This window comes from Rhizobium sp. NRK18 (assembly GCF_024385575.1).
In the GTDB taxonomy this organism is placed as follows: Bacteria; Pseudomonadota; Alphaproteobacteria; order Rhizobiales; family Rhizobiaceae; genus JANFMV01.
Map to the genome: position 1 here is coordinate 679,948 of NZ_JANFMV010000001.1, position 17,336 is coordinate 697,283.

At 50.2% G+C, this 17,336-nt stretch carries 20 protein-coding genes; 11 read left to right on the plus strand and 9 right to left on the minus strand.

The features are described from left to right. Positions 1-162 precede the first annotated feature (162 nt). The 3 genes from NN662_RS03110 (at position 163) to NN662_RS03120 (ending at position 4,007) form a co-directional block, all read left to right on the plus strand. Positions 163-1,674 (plus strand): YaaC family protein, encoded by a 1,512-nt coding sequence (locus NN662_RS03110; RefSeq protein WP_261928850.1) that lies wholly within the window; start codon positions 163-165, stop codon positions 1,672-1,674. 261 nt (positions 1,675-1,935) lie between these two features. Next, complete coding sequence (locus NN662_RS03115; protein ID WP_261928851.1) at positions 1,936-2,166, plus strand: hypothetical protein; 231 nt, start codon at positions 1,936-1,938, stop codon at positions 2,164-2,166. 14 nt (positions 2,167-2,180) lie between these two features. Continuing rightward, the gene (locus NN662_RS03120; RefSeq protein ID WP_261928852.1) at positions 2,181-4,007 is read left to right on the plus strand and encodes an ATP-binding protein; all 1,827 of its coding nucleotides are present in this window, start codon (positions 2,181-2,183) and stop codon (positions 4,005-4,007) included. A 73-nt stretch (positions 4,008-4,080) separates the two neighbouring features. Here the strand turns inward: NN662_RS03120 and NN662_RS03125 are convergent, their stop codons facing one another. Next, a complete protein-coding gene (locus NN662_RS03125) occupies positions 4,081-4,287 on the minus strand; it encodes a hypothetical protein (protein ID WP_261928853.1) in 207 nt (68 codons plus the stop codon). Between the two features lie 141 nt (positions 4,288-4,428). On the opposite strand from NN662_RS03125, the gene NN662_RS03130 reads away from it, so the two are divergent. After that, positions 4,429-4,848 carry a hypothetical protein gene (locus NN662_RS03130; RefSeq protein WP_261928854.1) on the plus strand — a complete coding sequence of 140 codons (420 nt, stop codon included), beginning with the start codon at positions 4,429-4,431 and terminating at the stop codon, positions 4,846-4,848. Next, the gene (locus tag NN662_RS03135; protein ID WP_261928855.1) at positions 4,835-5,149 is read left to right on the plus strand and encodes a hypothetical protein; all 315 of its coding nucleotides are present in this window, start codon (positions 4,835-4,837) and stop codon (positions 5,147-5,149) included. The genes NN662_RS03130 and NN662_RS03135 overlap by 14 nt, the downstream gene beginning before the upstream one ends. A 10-nt stretch (positions 5,150-5,159) precedes the next feature. On the opposite strand, the gene NN662_RS03140 is transcribed toward NN662_RS03135, so the two are convergent. Then, on the minus strand, positions 5,160-5,489 hold the full coding sequence (locus tag NN662_RS03140; protein ID WP_261928856.1) for a helix-turn-helix domain-containing protein: 330 nt from the start codon (positions 5,487-5,489) through the stop codon (positions 5,160-5,162). Positions 5,490-5,571: 82 nt separating this feature from the next. On the opposite strand from NN662_RS03140, the gene NN662_RS03145 reads away from it, so the two are divergent. The 3 genes from NN662_RS03145 to NN662_RS21480 all read left to right on the plus strand — a co-directional run bounded on the left by NN662_RS03145 (position 5,572) and on the right by NN662_RS21480 (position 6,975). After that, positions 5,572-5,850: a hypothetical protein gene (locus NN662_RS03145; RefSeq protein ID WP_261928857.1), complete on the plus strand. Its 279-nt coding sequence runs from the start codon at positions 5,572-5,574 to the stop codon at positions 5,848-5,850. A 676-nt stretch (positions 5,851-6,526) separates the two neighbouring features. Continuing rightward, on the plus strand, positions 6,527-6,709 hold the full coding sequence (locus NN662_RS03150) for a hypothetical protein (RefSeq protein ID WP_261928858.1): 183 nt from the start codon (positions 6,527-6,529) through the stop codon (positions 6,707-6,709). After that, positions 6,706-6,975, plus strand: coding sequence for a helix-turn-helix transcriptional regulator (locus tag NN662_RS21480; RefSeq protein WP_410010902.1), 270 nt, complete (start codon positions 6,706-6,708; stop codon positions 6,973-6,975). Before NN662_RS03150 ends, NN662_RS21480 begins: the two co-directional genes overlap by 4 nt. A gap of 104 nt (positions 6,976-7,079) precedes the next feature. Here NN662_RS21480 and NN662_RS03155 read toward each other — a convergent pair whose 3' ends face one another. The 5 genes from NN662_RS03155 to NN662_RS03175 form a co-directional block, all read right to left on the minus strand. Continuing rightward, complete coding sequence (locus tag NN662_RS03155; RefSeq protein WP_261928859.1) at positions 7,080-8,195, minus strand: AAA family ATPase; 1,116 nt, start codon at positions 8,193-8,195, stop codon at positions 7,080-7,082. 105 nt (positions 8,196-8,300) lie between these two features. Continuing rightward, positions 8,301-8,987, minus strand: a complete 687-nt coding sequence (locus NN662_RS03160; protein WP_261928860.1) for a hypothetical protein — start codon at positions 8,985-8,987, stop codon at positions 8,301-8,303. A 164-nt stretch (positions 8,988-9,151) separates the two neighbouring features. After that, positions 9,152-9,400 carry a helix-turn-helix transcriptional regulator gene (locus NN662_RS03165; RefSeq protein WP_261928861.1) on the minus strand — a complete coding sequence of 83 codons (249 nt, stop codon included), beginning with the start codon at positions 9,398-9,400 and terminating at the stop codon, positions 9,152-9,154. Between the two features lie 45 nt (positions 9,401-9,445). Further along, positions 9,446-10,051, minus strand: a complete 606-nt coding sequence (locus NN662_RS03170) for a hypothetical protein (RefSeq protein WP_261928862.1) — start codon at positions 10,049-10,051, stop codon at positions 9,446-9,448. A gap of 146 nt (positions 10,052-10,197) precedes the next feature. After that, on the minus strand, positions 10,198-11,427 hold the full coding sequence (locus tag NN662_RS03175) for a tyrosine-type recombinase/integrase (RefSeq protein ID WP_261928863.1): 1,230 nt from the start codon (positions 11,425-11,427) through the stop codon (positions 10,198-10,200). On the opposite strand from NN662_RS03175, the gene NN662_RS03180 reads away from it, so the two are divergent. The 3 genes from NN662_RS03180 to NN662_RS03190 are packed head-to-tail and all read left to right on the plus strand — an operon-like array spanning position 11,399 to position 15,842. After that, the gene (locus NN662_RS03180; protein WP_261928864.1) at positions 11,399-12,271 is read left to right on the plus strand and encodes a hypothetical protein; all 873 of its coding nucleotides are present in this window, start codon (positions 11,399-11,401) and stop codon (positions 12,269-12,271) included. The genes NN662_RS03175 and NN662_RS03180 overlap by 29 nt on opposite strands. Before the next feature lie 54 nt (positions 12,272-12,325). Continuing rightward, the gene (locus NN662_RS03185; protein WP_261928865.1) at positions 12,326-13,519 is read left to right on the plus strand and encodes a hypothetical protein; all 1,194 of its coding nucleotides are present in this window, start codon (positions 12,326-12,328) and stop codon (positions 13,517-13,519) included. A 4-nt stretch (positions 13,520-13,523) separates the two neighbouring features. After that, the gene (locus tag NN662_RS03190; RefSeq protein WP_261928866.1) at positions 13,524-15,842 is read left to right on the plus strand and encodes a hypothetical protein; all 2,319 of its coding nucleotides are present in this window, start codon (positions 13,524-13,526) and stop codon (positions 15,840-15,842) included. Positions 15,843-16,159: 317 nt separating this feature from the next. On the opposite strand, the gene NN662_RS03195 is transcribed toward NN662_RS03190, so the two are convergent. Further along, a complete protein-coding gene (locus NN662_RS03195) occupies positions 16,160-16,546 on the minus strand; it encodes a hypothetical protein (protein ID WP_261928867.1) in 387 nt (128 codons plus the stop codon). Between the two features lie 12 nt (positions 16,547-16,558). Then, positions 16,559-17,317 (minus strand): hypothetical protein, encoded by a 759-nt coding sequence (locus NN662_RS03200; RefSeq protein ID WP_261928868.1) that lies wholly within the window; start codon positions 17,315-17,317, stop codon positions 16,559-16,561. Between the last annotated feature and the right edge of the window lie 19 nt (positions 17,318-17,336).

The following is a 17,336-nucleotide window of genomic DNA, read 5'->3' on the forward strand; positions in this document are numbered from 1 at the left end:
AATATTTCAGATGTTTATGGATTTATTTGCGATGGCAAATCCATGCGCGGATGGGCCGGGGTGTCATTCTGGGTGTCAGGTGTGCACGCAATTATGCGGTGGATGCCGCGTTAGAATAGGCTAGATTACCAACCTGTTTTCTGAAATGCGGAGATCAATTTAGTGGAAAAAACAAATCCGCGTGTTCGCATCCTGAAAGGCGATATTGAGCAACAGGTAATCAAGCCAATGCGCTCGCACGGTTGGACAGTAAGTATCGTATCTGAACAAAATGCGCATGATGTCGTTGAACTTGAAGCCACCAAAGAAGCTCGGACCGCTCGGTTTGCCTTCCTTTATACGACGGCAATCGACAACTCGTACTTCCGTCAAATTGCATCTCGAAATGAACGGATTTTTTATCACGGTCAGCCCTATCGGTTAGATAGTTATGCGAGAGGAGTGGAGGTTCCTATTGAGCCGATGGGAGATTTTTTTCCGGTGCTTGTGGAATTAAACAAACAACTTGAACCGACGGGAATTTTTCATGCCCTGAAGCCAAGAAGAAGACGTTCGCGCCGCATAACAGACGAAAATCCTCAACAGTCTGTTTTGACTCGTCTTGAGCAATTCACAAGCCCTTTCCTGTGTCGAAAACTCGTTGCAGAGCGCGCCGAGTATGCAGGTTACCCTCTCTCAGACGATATTCTTAAATCCAAGGCTGAAGGAATGGCGTTTTCGGTAAGCAGTGCTCTCGATTATTTTCGCGTCCGCCAAGATGACCCTCTGAATAAACGCATTCTTGGGCTATATTATGGATCGCTTGCATTTGCGTTCGCAGAGATGTTGGCCTCGCCCAGCGGTCCGCACGATCTTGATGAAGTTGAAGGGATAACAAAACTTGGGCATGGCTTGTACACGCTTGGATCTACCGGTATCGAACTGCCTGATTTGACAGTTGGGGTACTAGCCAGCGGTTTTTTGCCACGTTGGCTAGATTTTCTAGGCTACGATACGAGCGCTTTTCCTAGGCAAAAAGCGAAAAATGGCGATGACCTTGGCAAAATTTCGGGACAAATGCACCTAAGCTTGGGCGGCTTACTTGGTTCTTTCCCTGAAATTGATGACCTTTACCGGTCAGTTATTGCTTTGGAGCCGAGCTGGTTGATACCCGCATATCATCTGCCGGACAATAAGATTGTCTCTTTGAATTCAACGGGCAAGAAGCCGAATAGCACATATTGCAGGTTTATCGATCTCTCCGAGAAAATTGGGCTTGATCGGCTGAAGCGTGCTGGACTTCCTATCGCCGAAGTACAACTGATACCAAAAGATGAGCGCGAATACGCAGGACAGGCCTACCGTGCTCGGGTTGATCACGAAGGTTATGATGTTTGGTGGGATGTAATTCCAACGCACAGGTCTCCTAGCCAGCATCCAACGACAACTTTGTTGCCCACTTTGGGAGGTATGAGGGACTACCGCGTATTGGCCACGGTCGCACTTTATTCATTGTCGATTGTTGTTCGATACATGCCGAGCCTTTGGCGGCGTGTCGAAGGTGGCGACCACGATCAATATTTGGCGCTGATTAAGGCTGCCCTCGCTGCTTGGGAGAGAGTCCTCCCTCAGCAGTTCTTAGAAAGTATCGCGGACGAGTACATTCATACAGCCCAGCCCGGCAACTTTTTCTAATAAGCACATTTCGAGCAAATGTGTCGGGCGCAATGCTATGGACGTTTGCAAGTTGGTCTAAGCGCTTTTCTTGCGCTGTTCGCCTTAATATTCCCTCCCGATCTTCCCTCCGCTTGCTGACTGTGCGCAGTGCTAGGGCAGGTGGATTTTGTATCTATTTTGATTATTTTGAAAATATTTCAAAAATATTCTCGGAATATCTTGACATAATTGCACGCATTTCCCAATTATTTTTGTGGTATTAAGAATTGCGTGGTACAAATGGTCGTTGATCAAAAAAAATATGACAAGTTCCGTGAACTCGCCGAGAAAAGAACCAATAAGGCGTTGGAAGCAGTTCGCCTGATTGGCAATCTCTCCAACCGACAGACTTACGACTACGACGATGCTGATGTGCGGAAAATAATTAAGGCGCTGCGCGAAGCGATATCCGAGGTGGAAACTCGGTTCGGTCGGACATCTGGTCGGGGTGGCGGTGAATTCAAGCTCTGAAGTGGGAGAAAGCAGTGACTCACATAAAGCAGATAACCCCGATCACCATTCGGGATATTGATTTTACGGTTGCGCGCCAGATCGAACAGTGCCCGAAGACAATGATGCTGCGTGAGCTGGTCGTCAACGCAATTGAAGCCGCTGCTAAGGCTCCTGATGGGCGCCGTGTTGTAGAGATCAAAGGCAAGACTGTTTCTGAATGTGGAGAAGCCCGAAAGCTAGCAATTTGGAACACTGGCCCAGGAATGAGTAGTGTTGAGCTTGATCACATTTGCGATCTTGCGGCGTCTTTGGGGAAGGACATGGCGCTTGAAGGCAACTTCGGCATGGGCGCTAAAGTGGCTTCTCTTCCATCTAACACTCTAGGGATGCGGTATCGATCCTGTCATGCTGGTGTGGTGAGCCAAGTTATTCTGGGAAAGCGTGAAGGCATTTACGGCAAAGTTTGGGTTCCGGTTGAATACTCCTTTGAAGAAGTTGTCGATGTGACTGATTTGGTTCGGCAAGAGGAAGAGTATCGACTTGACGAGGACTGGACTGAAGTTGTTTTGTTCGGAAACCGGGCCGATCAAGATACAGTTGCCGACCCCTACGGCGGAGATCCTGAACAGGATCGACAGTGGATTACCACATACTTATACCATCGTCTCTATAACCTACCCGAGGGGGTGGAGGTGTATTTGCATGAAGGTACGCATCCCCGTGACGGTAGGCGTCAGTTTAAGACAATTCCGGAACGGTCGGCTGCTTTTGGTCGCGTTGAAACGGTGGACGCGGGAAACGGTATTAAGGTGCATTATTATTATGACCCACCGTATCAGGATGGCGGTCACAATAAGTCCATATCTGGTTCGTTGACATCATCGATCAGTACAGCGGGCATCGTCTTTAGAGGTGAGATATACGATGTTCGGAAGGGACGGAAGTGGGCGGCGGATGCGCCAGCGTTTGGTATTCCGTTCGGCGCTCGGCACATATCCATTCACATAGAATTGCCCAACAATTTTCAAGTCCGTCATGAACCCTACAGGCGCTTCATTCAGCTTTCAGGCGGCGATCAGCGACAGGTTGCGGTTGACGACTTTTCGGAGATCGTTTTTCGACATAGGCCTGAATGGCTAATTGAGATCATAAATTCGCTTGCGCCGAAAGCTTCCGCATCAACGGACGATCTAAGGAAAGAACTGCAAGACCTATTGAACCAACTTCGAGTCAAAACTCAAAGCCCGCGGCTAACAGCCGAAGGTGTAGAAAATGTTGAAGAGGGTGGTGCTCGCGGAGCTACTCCCAGACATGATGGCGGATCGAGCGGAGGCCAAGATGCGTCTGTGAGTGCAACTGATCTTATTTTCAATCCCACAGGTGCAAAGCGCGCGAATATTTCCAAGAACCTTGAAGTTGCGCCGGAAATAATTCCACTTCGTGATGAAGATGAAGTTGCCGAGAAAGGAATAACTGGAAAGGCAGCGCGCTATATTCGCGAAACGAACCAGTTGTTCGTTAATCTTACTTATTCGGCAGCCGCAGCGGCGCAGGAGCATCTGCAATTACGATATGCAACCTATGAAGATCCTGAGTTGGTACGCGAACTTTCGCGTCAATGGTCTGAGCGGCTGATAATGGGGAGAGTGGGTTATGCTGTGGTCTACGCGCAGGCTAAACAACTGATCCGCGAATGGACACCAGACGATGTTAAAAAAGCCTTGGAGCCAGAAAGTCTGAGTTTGGCGGCGGATGGGTGGCGAGATGCCGTAGGCAATGTCTATCGCAGCTTAAGCAAACGGTTTGGGGCTGCTAAAGAAGTTGCCGTGTTCGAGGACGAGGTCGAGGTGGCTGGTTAGGCGGGTGTTTACAAAGCCGGCCCGTTTTCCTTTTTGCCAGCCACCTATCTGCTGCGTATATCTCGGACGTGGCCTAGCTTTTGCTGGTAAACAGCCCCCTCGCTTCCTTCTCGCCAGCCGATCCTTTGACCCACTGCCAAGGCGAGCGAGGCTTATGCGCCTTTGCTAGTTCGGGGTATTTCTTCTGATCGCGTACTGCGTCACGCAGGCGTTCGCGGGCTTCACGAGGATCAAGCTTCAGTTCGGCGCAAAGCTGTTTCAGGGTGGTAATCTCGGTCATTGATCGTCTCCTTCTTGTTCAAGACGATCTAACTATTAAGACGACCACAAAGCCCGTGTCAGGGAAAATCCTAGATTACTTTTGATTGCGCTCTTGTCGTGTTTCAATCATACTTAATGGGAGGCTGTGTCGGGGGCATTAGTGTCAGAAGCTAAACCAAATGAGAATGCACGAAACGCAATATTGGGAGTTGGTATTGCCGCGATAGCGGGCAACGCGTTTGCTACAGGTGGATACGGTTTTTGGGACGCCATAGTGGGGATATTGCTATTCTTCGTGTTAGTGGAATTTTGGCGACAAAGATTGAATTCGTTGTCTTTGGAACTGGCTTACGCATTCGCCATTTCCTATGTGCTAATCATGATTTTTGGTCTATTCGGCGACCTGCAATTTCCACATAATCGATCAGATTTTGGTGTTCCTCAATCTCTTTGGGATCAGGTGATCACTGACGCTGCAAATAGGCAGTTCTGGAGGGGCGTAAGTATCTTTGCTTGCTGGTTAGTGTTCGGTATGGGCATATATTTGTGGCGCAGGGGAGCGAACAATGATCAACGCTGAATCACCTGCGCACGTTGTTATATGCATTATCTTTTTTGCGCTGAGTTTGACAGGCTGTACCTCAGGTGGAAGAATTCCGGAGGGCTACGATCAATCGAGTCTAGTGAGCGCAAATTATCGAGGCTCCAAAATCGAAATTTCAAAAGGCGACGGTTTGCCTTGCTCCAAAACTATTCAGAAGTCGGCTTTGGGAAAATATTCAATCGTTGATGTTGGTCCCGACTTTCTCATTGTGAGCAGTGACGAAAACAAGAAGGTTTTAGTGCCACTTGCAGACATCTGCTTCTCTATGTCCGGTTAGCTGAGGACAGCTACATTCTACGCAGGGCGACAACTGCCTCGGCTTGTGCGACAGCAGCCTGTAAGTCATCATCAGTCATGACGGTGGCCGCAGCGTTCAAGCGATCAACTAGAACTGTGCGCTTATCGCTTCTAGTGGCGTTGCCCTCAGTCAGCAATTCATTGGGCGTTGATTGCAACACATCGGCGATTTTCAACAGCATGGCTAGGTCAGGTTCGTTACGGCCACTGACATAATGCGCGTAGCGGCGTTCGCTCAATCCAACACGTCGAGCGACTTCAGCATTGGCGAGTCCAAGTTCCTGCGCCCTTTGTCTCAAGTTGTTTGCGAACACTTCCATGGGGAACAAAATGTTCCTGACAGCCTGACCTTGTCCATGTAGGATACGTTCTCGTTATTATGAACATTTCCTGTGGCTTCCTATGTCCGACTATCTTCCTTTGATCATCTTCGGCGCGTTCGTGCTTTCGGTCTTCGGCTGGTGGGAATGGGAATTTCACATCAAGTCCCTGCGAGTATCCAGGAAGGAGATTGCCGCGCTGGCCGATGAGATGATCGAAAAGCATGGTCCTGATGCCGAAGAACGGGCCTATGCCGAGGAAGATGCTGCATGGCGTCGGTCGAACACAGTCGAGCAAGGCAAATGGCGACGGGTGCGCAAGGAACTATGGCGTCGGCACAAAGCGGGCGAGTGGGAGTAGCCGTCTGCAATTAACCGGCACTCTATACGGACATTGGCGCGTGCGGCCGCGTTGGGAAGGGACAGAGAAGGCCGAGGAGCGAGGGCGCGGCTCGTTTCGCTGTCCAACCACTGCAAACGTCTGAACCGTCGCCAGTGGGGCGCTATGGCCGATTGCCGGGTGCTGGATAATGCCGGAACGTCTCGCGCTCATATTCGCGCCAGCGCTGGCCTCGGGCACCCTCGGCGCATGTTGATGCGCTCAACGATGCGAACGGCGCTCATGGCGCGAATTTAGGCGAAAAACACCCCTTCGAATGACCTATTCGACACCCACGGAGCATCATGCACGTGAGAAGGAAAATGCAGGCGTTGAAATCGTTGCGTTAATCGCCTCGCCTGACGGGCTGACATCACAACAACAAATACCATTGTCGGCCCGGCAACTTTCCAAGTTTCCCTTCATATAAGTGTCGGAAAGTCGGAAACTTCGCGCCATCATCCAAGCGCAAGGGGGATGGGGGAGGTCGTTTTTTATAGGCGATGCCTCAATCCGTGCACGGGCAGGCATATAGACCACCAAGGTTTCGAGCCCGTAGCCGTTTTTGTGTTGTAAATGTCGACAGCATGTTAATACTATATTTAGTGTTTGCAGCCATGATGCGTCTATAGGAAACTGATTTCCTAAAGAAAGCGAGATGGCTATGGATGTATCAAAGCTAGATGATGTCGCAGAAGACGACATGAGGCCGGTTCAGCGCATCGAACAGAACGCTCCCGTAAATGTTGCCCCTACCCAGACCGAAGTCTCTTTTGATTTGAGCTTCTGGAAGGTAAACCTGCGGGGCTTCTTCAAACGGGTAACCGGCAAAGCGTCATGAAAGGGGAAGAGCTAAAGGCGTGGCGTGAGCTTCAGGGCAAGTCACAAAAGGAACTTGCCGATGCACTAGATGTCTCTCGGCATTCTGTGATCAAATGGGAGCAGGAGGAGCAAATACCGAGACTGGTGGAACTCGCGGTCTCGGCTTTGGATCGTGACTCGCCCTTGAAGCTTGTGGCTGGCCGAGCCTCTAGTCCCGAGGAGGTTGTACGTACGCGGGAACTATTCGATAGGGCGCTAGCTGGGACAACGGGACGGGAAAGTTGATTGGCAAGATCGTGCAAAAAAAGTTTCCAAGTTTCCTGACATATATACGAAGGAAAGTCGGAAAGTTTTTGACGCGCCAGCATTCGCAGCGCGCCAAAGAAGCATTAATCGAAGGTCTCCTTGGGGAACACATCGCGAAGGCGTTCCTTGCCCTTCTCCGTGACCGTGAGGCCCTTCTTGTCGACCAGTTCGTCATGGCGCAGCGCGGAGAGGTGCTTGCTGATCGCGGGCGGCTTCAGGCCCACGGCATCCACCAGCTCCTTCTGTTTTGCGAAGCGCTTCGAGCCATCGCCAGCAGGACCGCCGTATATGATGCGCAACGTATGATCCTGCGGCACGACCTTGGTAGTTTCGCCATAATCCCAGTCCAGAATGCCGTCGTCGCCCTCAACCAATTCCATGGTCAGATAGGCAGGGTTCGGCTTGACGTTACGGGTCTTGGTGAACTCCATGTTGACGGCTGCACCGTCGCCTTTCGGCGCATCGGCCAGCGTCAGCTTTATGGTTGTGTCCAACGGGTCCTCAAGACGTGATGCTCCACGCTGATTGCCCAGCTTGCCAGCATGGTGAACCACAAGCGTCGCATAGCCCTTGTGACGCAGAGCGATCAGCCATTGCAGGAGGCCGTCAAGCGCCGAGTTGTCGTTTTCCTCGACACCACGCCTGAGCGACGACAGGTTATCCAGAATAATCAGTGAGGGTTTGCGTCCTTCATCGGCCAATTGGTCGAGCATGGAGGTGATAAGGTGCTGGTCATCCTCACGACCGATGTTGAGGGCGTGGAACTCGTGGTGCATCACCTCGGAGGATAGGATTTGCAGGTTGTCGATGTCGTCGGCTCTCATCGCCTGGATGCGTTCCGTCAAGTCGGCCAAGGGCATTTCCCCATCAATTAAGAGGACGGGGCGAGGTTCGGGAACATGATAAGCCAGGAAATCCTCGCCCGTCGCCACGGCCTTCGCCATTGCTAACGCAACCCATGTCTTCCCCGTTCCACGTTCGGCGAACATCATGTTGACGCTGTTCGTGGCGATCAGTGGATCGACAATCATCTCTCGGGGCGGAATATCCAAGACGGCGAGCTTCTTCGCGGAGATCAGGAAATTCGTCAGGTTTTCCTCTGACGGCTTGGCGTCACGCAAGAGCGCTTCGATATCGACGCCTTCCGGCACATCATCGGCCAAGTCCCAGCCCTTCGGCAAAATGTCGGGCAGGTCCACGATCTTGACGGATTTGACTCCAATCGAACGAAGCGTTCTGGCGATATCGTCAGCAGCAGCGAGACCGGGATCGTCGGCATCGGGCCAGATTGTGACATCGAAACCCTATAAAGGCGACCAATCGGTCTGACGCGTGGCATTCGCTCCACCGTGCCACGATACGACTACGTGAGAAGGAAAAATATCCTGCCCTGCATCGGCAGCCTTTTCGCCTTCGACAATCAGCACAGGCTCGTCGGCTTCGGCAGCAGCCAGTTCATCAAGGCCATAGAGGGGACGCGGCTTGACAAAATCCTCGATCAGCCAGTGGATCGCGCCCTTCTCATCGCGCCAAGGCGTGATCTGGCAAAAGCGCTTGCCCTTGTTGCCTTCGACGCGCACGACATAACCCACTGTGCGATCCTGCGCATCGGCGTAGCGATAGGTGTCGTCGGGTTTGCGTCCCAGCATTTCCTTGAAATCGGAGTCAGGCGTATTCGGGCCAACGAAGCCAACGCGCTTCATGCCATCACTGGCCTTTTTCTTCTCACGGTCAGGCTTCTTGCGCCTTGGGCTTGTAGACGGTTTGCTTGCGCCCAGGGCCTCAACGATTTCCTCGTATTCGCAGCCAGAATGGCAATGGAAAATGGGCTGGCCCTTGTCGCCAACGCCGACACTCAGGCTGTTGCGATGATCGTCGTGAGCAGGGCAAAGGGCGGTCAGGCTGCCGTCGCTTTTCCATCTGACGTTTTCCAGCCGTTCAGCTACGTCGTCTATGGACGCAAGGGAGAGGTTAGCTATGCGTTTCTTCATGGTCTGTCCTTTCGCAAAAGGACTCCCATCTACTATGCATTTTCCCTGGCGTATCGGGCGTTATATCCAGCCTTTCGATCCCATGAGGTGCAAAAAGTTTCCAACTTTCCATGCATATATATGACGGAAACTTGGAAAGTTTTGAGGGGCCGAAGCCCCCCATATTAGAATTCGGCATATACATGGCGCTGGCGTTCATCGGCGCGCGCTTCGAGCCAGTCATCGACTTCAGCTTTCAGCCACGCAACCGTGGTGCCTGCCATACGGACGCGACGGGGAAAACGGCCAGCAAGCTCCCAGCGCAAAAGACTGGAATTGCTGACGGTAATGCCAAGGGCTTTCAAATCGGTACGTGAGAGCAAGACCTTGGCATGATGTGACACGCTTTTGCGTGCCGTAGCATGTTCATTCATTTTGGACCTCCTTTCTTCAGAGGCCATCTATTTATCCCATAAAATTCAGTCCTGCTTGGGCGTTATATCCGTGGTTTCGGTCCCAATCGGATTTTTGCAGGCAATGCCAAGGCCATTCAAGTCATCGAATATGCGCTGGAGGCGCTCGGCTTTCGGAGAGTCGCCGTGAAACAGACCCTCAAGATCAGCCATGTCTTGCCCTGTCACTGAGATGTCGTCGATTGCCCTACGTATCCAGTCTTCGGTGCTGGTCGTTGCGGTCATGATCTTGGCAAAGTCAGGGGCGTATTTCTTGGCGAGACCACGGAATGATGGTTCGGCTTCAGCCAGCTTTGCGTCCCACTCAACTTGTATCTCTGGTTTTTGCGCACTCTTGAGCAAACGCATCATCTGGTCTCGGTCGGCCTTCAGGGCCTCGGCAATAATGGGAAAGAGAAGAACAGGATTGTGTGTGGGTTTCTGGCCCTGATTGTTTTCGTCGCCGAGCAGCGCTGCTCTTGCACGGGCAAGACGGGTTACGTCTTTGGTTTTCACGTTTTCTATCGGGTTCGCAGCTATGATGCCCAACAGAAGCAGATCAATCATACGGTCACGCGAGCGCAGCTTTTGTTCGTCTCTCGGCAATTGTGGCTGAAGGGATTTCGGGGGCATTGAAAAAGTTTCCAAGTTTCCTGCATATATACATAGGGAAAGTCGGAAACTTTTTTGCCCCACGGATACGCGCATGTTGTTGAATGCTTGTCGACTTTCCAGCTTTCCTACCCCTTATGGCAAGGAAACATGGAACGTTTTTCCTCTCACGGGTAGGCGACGGCATCAGCACCTGTGGATGCCTGACGAATGGGTTGAGCCTTGGGCGCGGTGAGCCTTTCGACATAATCGCCCCATATCTGCAGCGCCTCACGCTTTTCATCGAAATACAAGTGGCGATTGTAGACGGCGGCAACGCCAGAGACCACTCCCGTTTTGTGGTTCAATACGGCCTCGATGATGTGCGGCTGAACACCGAGGATTGCCATGTTGGTTGCAGCCGTGCGGCGCAGGTCGTGAAAGCGCCAGTCCTCGGCATCAAGCCCCACGAAGGTTTCGAGGCGCTTCTTGAAACGGCCAAAGCCTGAGATGGGTGAGATGCTTGTTGTCGTGAACACGTAATCGGAGCCGTAGAAACGTGGAATGGTTTTCAGGATTTCGATAGCCTGAGTGGGTAAGGGGACCACATGCAGGGTGGCGTTTTTTGTGCGCTCGGCTTTCAGCGTTAGTGTCCCCTTGTCGAGATCGAGTTCGGACCAGCGCATATCGGCGATTTCGCGAAGGCGTTGGCCTGTGAGAAGCAGAAGCTTGCCGAATTCCTCGAATGGATAGCCTTCAGCTTCGCAGCCCATCAGGAAGGATTTGATTTCGGTATCGGATAGCCACCGTTCGTGGGCGACTTCCTTGATCAGCGGTTTCAGACCGGCCACAGGCGATATTTCGACAATGCCTTGATCAATGCACCATGAATACAGTTTCTTGATTGCAGCCAGCCCACGGTTTGCCCGTGTGCCTCTTCCACCATTATCCTCAATGTCAGATATAAGGCGTTCAAGCTCACGAATGACATCAGCGCGTTTGATGGCGTCGATCTTCAGCCCGTGAAGCTTGTTCATGCGCAGCAATACGCTTTCGGTTCCCTTCCAGTCCTTGGTGTGCCGTTTGGCGTGCTTTTCGATGAACTGAGGGATGACATCGCCAAGCGTCAACGATCTCGGCGCTGGCTCATCCTCACGCTCACGAAACAATCCCAACTGAATATCGCGCAGGATCATTTGCGCCTTCTCGCGCGCATCCTTCAGCGACAGGATCGGCCATGACCCGAGCTTCAAACGCCGGGACCGTCCGTCAATGCGCGTCGCCAGATACCAGACCTTTGCGCCAGTGGCCGACACACGCAGCAGCAGCCCGGTCAGCAATTCATCGCGGATCTCGTAGCGCTTGCCAGAAGCAGGCGGCAAATTCTCAATGAGCTTGGGTGTCAGTTTCTTCTTCATGACGCGCAAAATAAGATTGCAACGTCCGATTGTCAGGGTATGGTTTGAGAGGGGAATGAATTACTTCTGGGGATTGGGGGCGGATTTGAGTCTACCTGCACCTAGGGCTGGCGATCCGCCGCCTTCTAACAAACTTTCGGACAAGGCGCATTCGGCGATATTTGATGACGGCACCGTTGATAGGCAAGTCAGGGTGGCGGTGATATTCGATCTTGAGGCGTCGCCAGATTTGGGTCGCTTGTTTGGTGATATGTGCGATGGGGAAAGCCTTTTAGGGCCAGCGCTTCCCAGCGGAGGAATTATACTTGGCCGCGCGATGACGCTTCATGCATTTCACCGTGGATTGGTAGAGGGATGGTTTGGCTCAAGTCCCATGGATGCGGATATTGCTCGAGATGTGGTTGATCAACTCAAGGATGCCTATGATAATTCGGGGGCAGATGGAGCGTCCATGTCGAAATTTCGAGCGCTGCTTGATCCCGGTCTGCCACTCCCTATCCTTCCAAGGAGAGTGACCTGGTATTTTTTTGATCAGCACGACTCATCAAACCCAATGAAGCACGTCGACGTGAATTTGGCGCTTAAATTGGCTTTACCGTCAGCAGCAGTTGGATCGGGGCGTGACTATATTGTGTTTAAGATTGATCGTCTCAAACTCAATGATCCCCGTAGGCCGCGATTTACCGACAGTGGAGCACTTTCGTTCCTAGACTTTTGGAGGCCTGGAGGGCAGACGTCGCCCTGGATCACGGGCCTCGAAGGACTGGATGAAGTCGTCGACACGCCGACCGTTGTTGGCGCTGTCAGTTCAGAGTATCATATAGTTTTTTGCGATGAATCTTGAGCGGAGCTTAACTAAGTTCCACGTATTATAGCTTGGGAATTGGATATCTTCATAATGGCAGTCGAAAACATACAAGAGGTCAGTTTTGAAGATCGCCTACGGGCGGCCTTATTTGATGCGGCTAAGCATGGAGATCGTAGCCGTGATGAAACTGCCCCTCTTGCAATCGAGGCAAGAGGCCTTTCTAGCGACGAGGTCGGTCACGCCTTCTGTAATGCCTTTCTGTCTCTTGTTGATGAGTGGAAGTGGAACTGGTCTGATCTTCAGAGTTTGTTTGTTTCCGCTGAACAATTCGCGGACGGTGTTGGTGCTGGAAGATTTTCTAGGGGCGCTCGGAGGGCTGTCTTGTCCTTCTTAGATGATAGGAAGTTCTCAGAGCCACAAGCGTGCCAATCCGAGGCGGCGCAACGCTGCAGAGCTTACGCTTTGATGCTGGCAAGATCTGTCGGTGCCAAGGTGGATATTGATATTTTGAACTCCGAAAAGCACCTGCAAACACTTCACCCCCTGTTATGGCTGGACTTAGCTTCTACTAATCTAGCGTCTGGCGCTTACGTTGGTTTTGTTCAACAGTTTCTCGATGCGAACAAAGTGCAACCGTTCGATTTCTTGCCTAGGCTGCGATTGATAATTCGCAAACAAGGAGTGGGAACGGCCGAAGCTGTTCTGCATGCTGCTTGCAGGCGTCTTTACCTACAGAGGCGTTATCCAGAGGCAGAGGAGTTGATTGTAAAGGCAGAGGCAATTGAACCTCGCGGTTGGAAAATGCCTCTAGATGGAGAGCCTATAAGAGTGCCAGGCGCAAAATCAGTTGGTGAGTTGATTGACGCTCTCTTCATTCGACCGATTGTGGTTTCGAGTGTTGATCCCCTGGTAGCACTGACGGAGTTTAGAGAGCGCTTTGATCCTTTGATGGCACTAAGTAGAGAGGAAAGCTTGGAAGCGCAGCGTTGGAAATGGAGGGAGAAGGTCTTTTCGTTTGCTCGTTCTCCCAAACTAGTCGGAGTATTCGCCGTAGCCGGTATTTTGCCCAAGTTTCGACGACCGGATGCATCTGGCTTTGATTGGTGGCAAGATATGGGAGACTGGGGTAGCGCACTTCCATCCGAGGAGTCTTTTGTTTCTGTTGCTAAACAAGTTCACAGTGAGTTTGCGATCGAGAAATCCAGGGACATAAGGGAAAGAAAAGAAGACGAAGGCTACATCCCAGAGCTGGCTCATAGAGCTGGTTTCGAGTTTCAAGGGTAGGTAAATGACAAATCACTCTCAAGACGAAAAGGCATTTGTCAGGAGGGTGGAGGATGCTGTCGAGCAGCTAAGATTGATGTATCCATGGGAACATGATCGTGATCATGATGCCTCTGAATGGCAGACGGTCTATGCTGTCGACGCTGATATTTTTACGCTCTATGGTTCGCCTGAAACGAAGGCGCAAAGAACAGAACAGAGACTTGGGTATTCACAAGTATTTTCGGATGATTTCGCGCATCACAGCAGGTCGCTTGCGGAGCGACTTGCCGATTTCATCTTCTTCAAGTTGACTGCGAATAATCCGCTTTTGGTATTGCCACCTATTGATAGAGAGATATCGTCCATATTGCAGGCGCTGACGCTCCGTTTGGGTAGAGAGCCTGAAAGAGCCTTCGTAGATGAGGCTGGGCTAAAGGCATCATTGGAACAACTTCAATCGGAAAGCGGTGAAACCATGCCGTTTGAAGTTTTTGAACGGTTCTCTCAGTTGATTTCGCTGCGTGGCAAGAGCCCACAAACCGAGTATCGCAGGCTTTCCTATTTGTTGGAACAGAGAAGAATTATTTCGGCAAACTCTGTCCGGAAGGATGACGGTTTTCCTCAACCGATTTATGAATTCCTTTCAAAGGAATCCGGAATGTCTGAAATGTATGAGCATTCGGTTCTTTCAAGCGAATGGCTTCATCTCTTAGAAGATGCACATGGTGGCAATAAATTTAGCAATCTTCGTCGTGTAAAGCTAATGTCTGATTCTTATGCTTTGGCTCGACTGGAGCAGATGAATAAATACTTAGAATCGTATAAAATCAGGGTATTATATATTACCGGATCGCTTAATATAATTCGTGCCGCTTATCAAAGATATATTGAAAATATTCGATTTTATCGAAAGTATATCAGACATCCCCGATATTTTTTGGCGTCTCCAGACGTAGTCGCAGTTGGCTCTCAGAGTGGGATTTCAGGCGGGGAAAGAAGGAGTCAATTTTATGATTGGGTCCTGACATTTCTCTCTGAATGTGAGTTCGATCCAGACTTTTTGGGGCGGGCCCCGGAAGGCTTTCACATCAACCAAAATTTGCTCAATGCTGCCGTTCAAGCCTTCCAAAAGGATGAAAAGATAGGGTTGGACCTCCGAGATAAGTGGAGGAACTATCTTGATAGTTTGTCTTCGTCATACATGCCGCCAGACTCAATTCTGGAACGTATCAAACAAGACATTGGTGGAAAAGCTTTACGAACTTTGACCGATTGGGAGCGGGTTCGCGATAGCTTAGATGATCAAATAGAATACGAGAAACATCAAGCTTGGGAGGCTTGTTTTAAGACGGCCATTCGCACTGGCACATTTGTCGGTTGGGGGCTTTCTGATCATCCGTCAAGACTGGTTCCTCCTTTGCGTTTCGACCGCTGGCCCGAAACAGAATCCTTCCTGCAGACTATAAGCGCCTGGAGAGCTGTGGAGGACATCGAAGTTGAAACTTATAACAATGGATTAGAAACTGTTCGTGCTGAAACCGGTGAAGATTATATTTATGCTTATTATATAGCACACGCCGCACTTTTCGCTGCGCGAGGCGATTGGAGGGTTGGCGCAATCTTGTCAGTGAGGGCTATTGAGAAAGCTACATATCCTGAACCGGCTCATGGCACTACCGGACATGGCCGGGAAGCATGTTATTTGGCAGCTTATTGTTTCCGGCATTTAGGGGATATTGAGAAAGCCCATCGCTATCTCGATCGCGCAAAAGCAATACATGAGAAGGAGCTTGTTCAAGAGGCAAGCCTCCTCGCTGTGCCGGAACGTTTCGAGGCTGAAGAACTGGCAATTCAGCTCATGGACATATTTCAGAAGCACTATGATGGTGATAATGGCAGCGAAGTCGTGGCGCTTGAAAGTATTCGTAGGGATTATTTAGAACTTTCGGAAATGTTACGTAAATCGAGTTATGAATTACGTAAAAAAGATGATCTATCTCGTGTATATGATTGTGTGGAGAAGGTTCTTTCGAGAGTAAATGCCAATATTTGTATGATATCTATCGTTTCAAATAATTTTGACAATGTGTTTTTTGAGGCTGGAAAACAATTGAACTCTTATTTGGAAAAAAAGACCAATGTAAGCTATTTTCTCGCAAGCGTCGATTTGTTTTGGCGTGCTCTTTCTAACGATGGCAGCGTAACTAGAGATTTGGTTCGGAGACATTTTTCAGAGCACGAGATCCAAGACCATCTGGTCATGAAATATGATGATGCTCGCTATCATGCGATGCGAAGCTCCTTGATTAAGATCCTTAATTCTAGGAAGCACTTGAATTGAAAATCCAGTATTTTTTTGGGTGTCACAGGGGAGCTAAAGTCGCTGAGCTTGAATGAGCGCATTTGGAAACACACCGAACAGATCGGAAAGCCCGCGCTCAACCAATTCAACGATCTACCAAAACAACCTGCTCACACCTGAGCCTAATCGCGCAGACACCTTGGCCAAATCATAATCCTTGTGTCGGGGGTTCGAATCCCTCCTCCGCTACCATTCCAGCCGGTCCCGCCAAAGGCGGGAGACATCGATCCAGTGATCGATTTCAGGCGCAGAATGCCCCGAAGCCATGGCGCAGGGGCTGATCCGATCGCGACATGTCAATCTTCTGTCGGCACGGGGAAATCCGTGCGTGGATGGGCTGGGGTGTCATTCTGGGTCTCTGTTAGGGGGTGGCTCTCCTTTTCCCTAAGCCGAAATTTTGTCTTTGAAAGAAGCCAATGGAACGGGAAATGATGGTCTTCACCGCAATGTTCGCAGTCCATCATTTCCATCAGAAAGAAACGCGCCGCATTTGATTTTCGAATACTCACTTTCATGCCACAATGTGGGCAGTTGAGAAACTCCTTGAACATTTTGTTGATTTCTATCGCGATTTCATTCCGCCCCTCACCAAATAAAGAGCCGTAGGAGCCGATTGACGTCAGAAGAATGTAATCGAGATATCTTTCTTCTACCGCTGACATTTCTGAATATAAAGATATCATCAATACATTGGCTTACATTAGTACATATGCCAAATCGACGTATAGTGTTTCGTATAAATCGTTGTCGCTTGGGTTTTTAAATATGAAGTTTAAATTCAACTCCTCTGTTCTCATTGCCGGGTGGCTGGTGACCAAATGATTGGCCTTGTCAAAAAGCGTGGCGAAACCGTAAGCGCTTTTTTTGTCAAAGATGATTTCGTAGAGCCTTTCTGCGCTCGCGAAATCTGTACCTTTTGAGGTTCTAATCGCCTCCTCAAGCAGTTTGATCTTACGAGCCGGTGTGAGATGCCGGTTTTCCATCAAGTCTGCGGGGGACTCTTTTAGACGGGTGTAAAAATCGTCTTGATCAGCTTTAAGCCAAGTGGCGAACATCAAGTTTTCACGCAAAGGCTTTCGTAGAAGTGCCATTGCAACAGTAAATTTACGTTTCTCGAGTGCCTTGAGAGCTTCGTGAATAAAGTGAAGTAAATCTGAAAATAGTGCGACCGTCAGATGATTGATTACGATCTTCCGGGGAATGTGATCCTGTCCGGTCGTAAAAAAATAATCGAATGGGTCGCTAGATTTTTCAAACCGCTTCAACTCTTCTGGAGATTGAAATCTAATGTTGATGACATTGATTTCGTTCTCTTCACCGGCAATCAGCAAAGATACCATTTGATCGTGGAGCCGAAAGCAAAACTCATGCGCGGCATGGCAATCCTTCGGCATCAATTTTAGTCGGTCTGGCTCAATTAATCCTAGTGGCTTAACGCGGCGATTTTGGTGCATAAGTTGGTCTATATTTTGA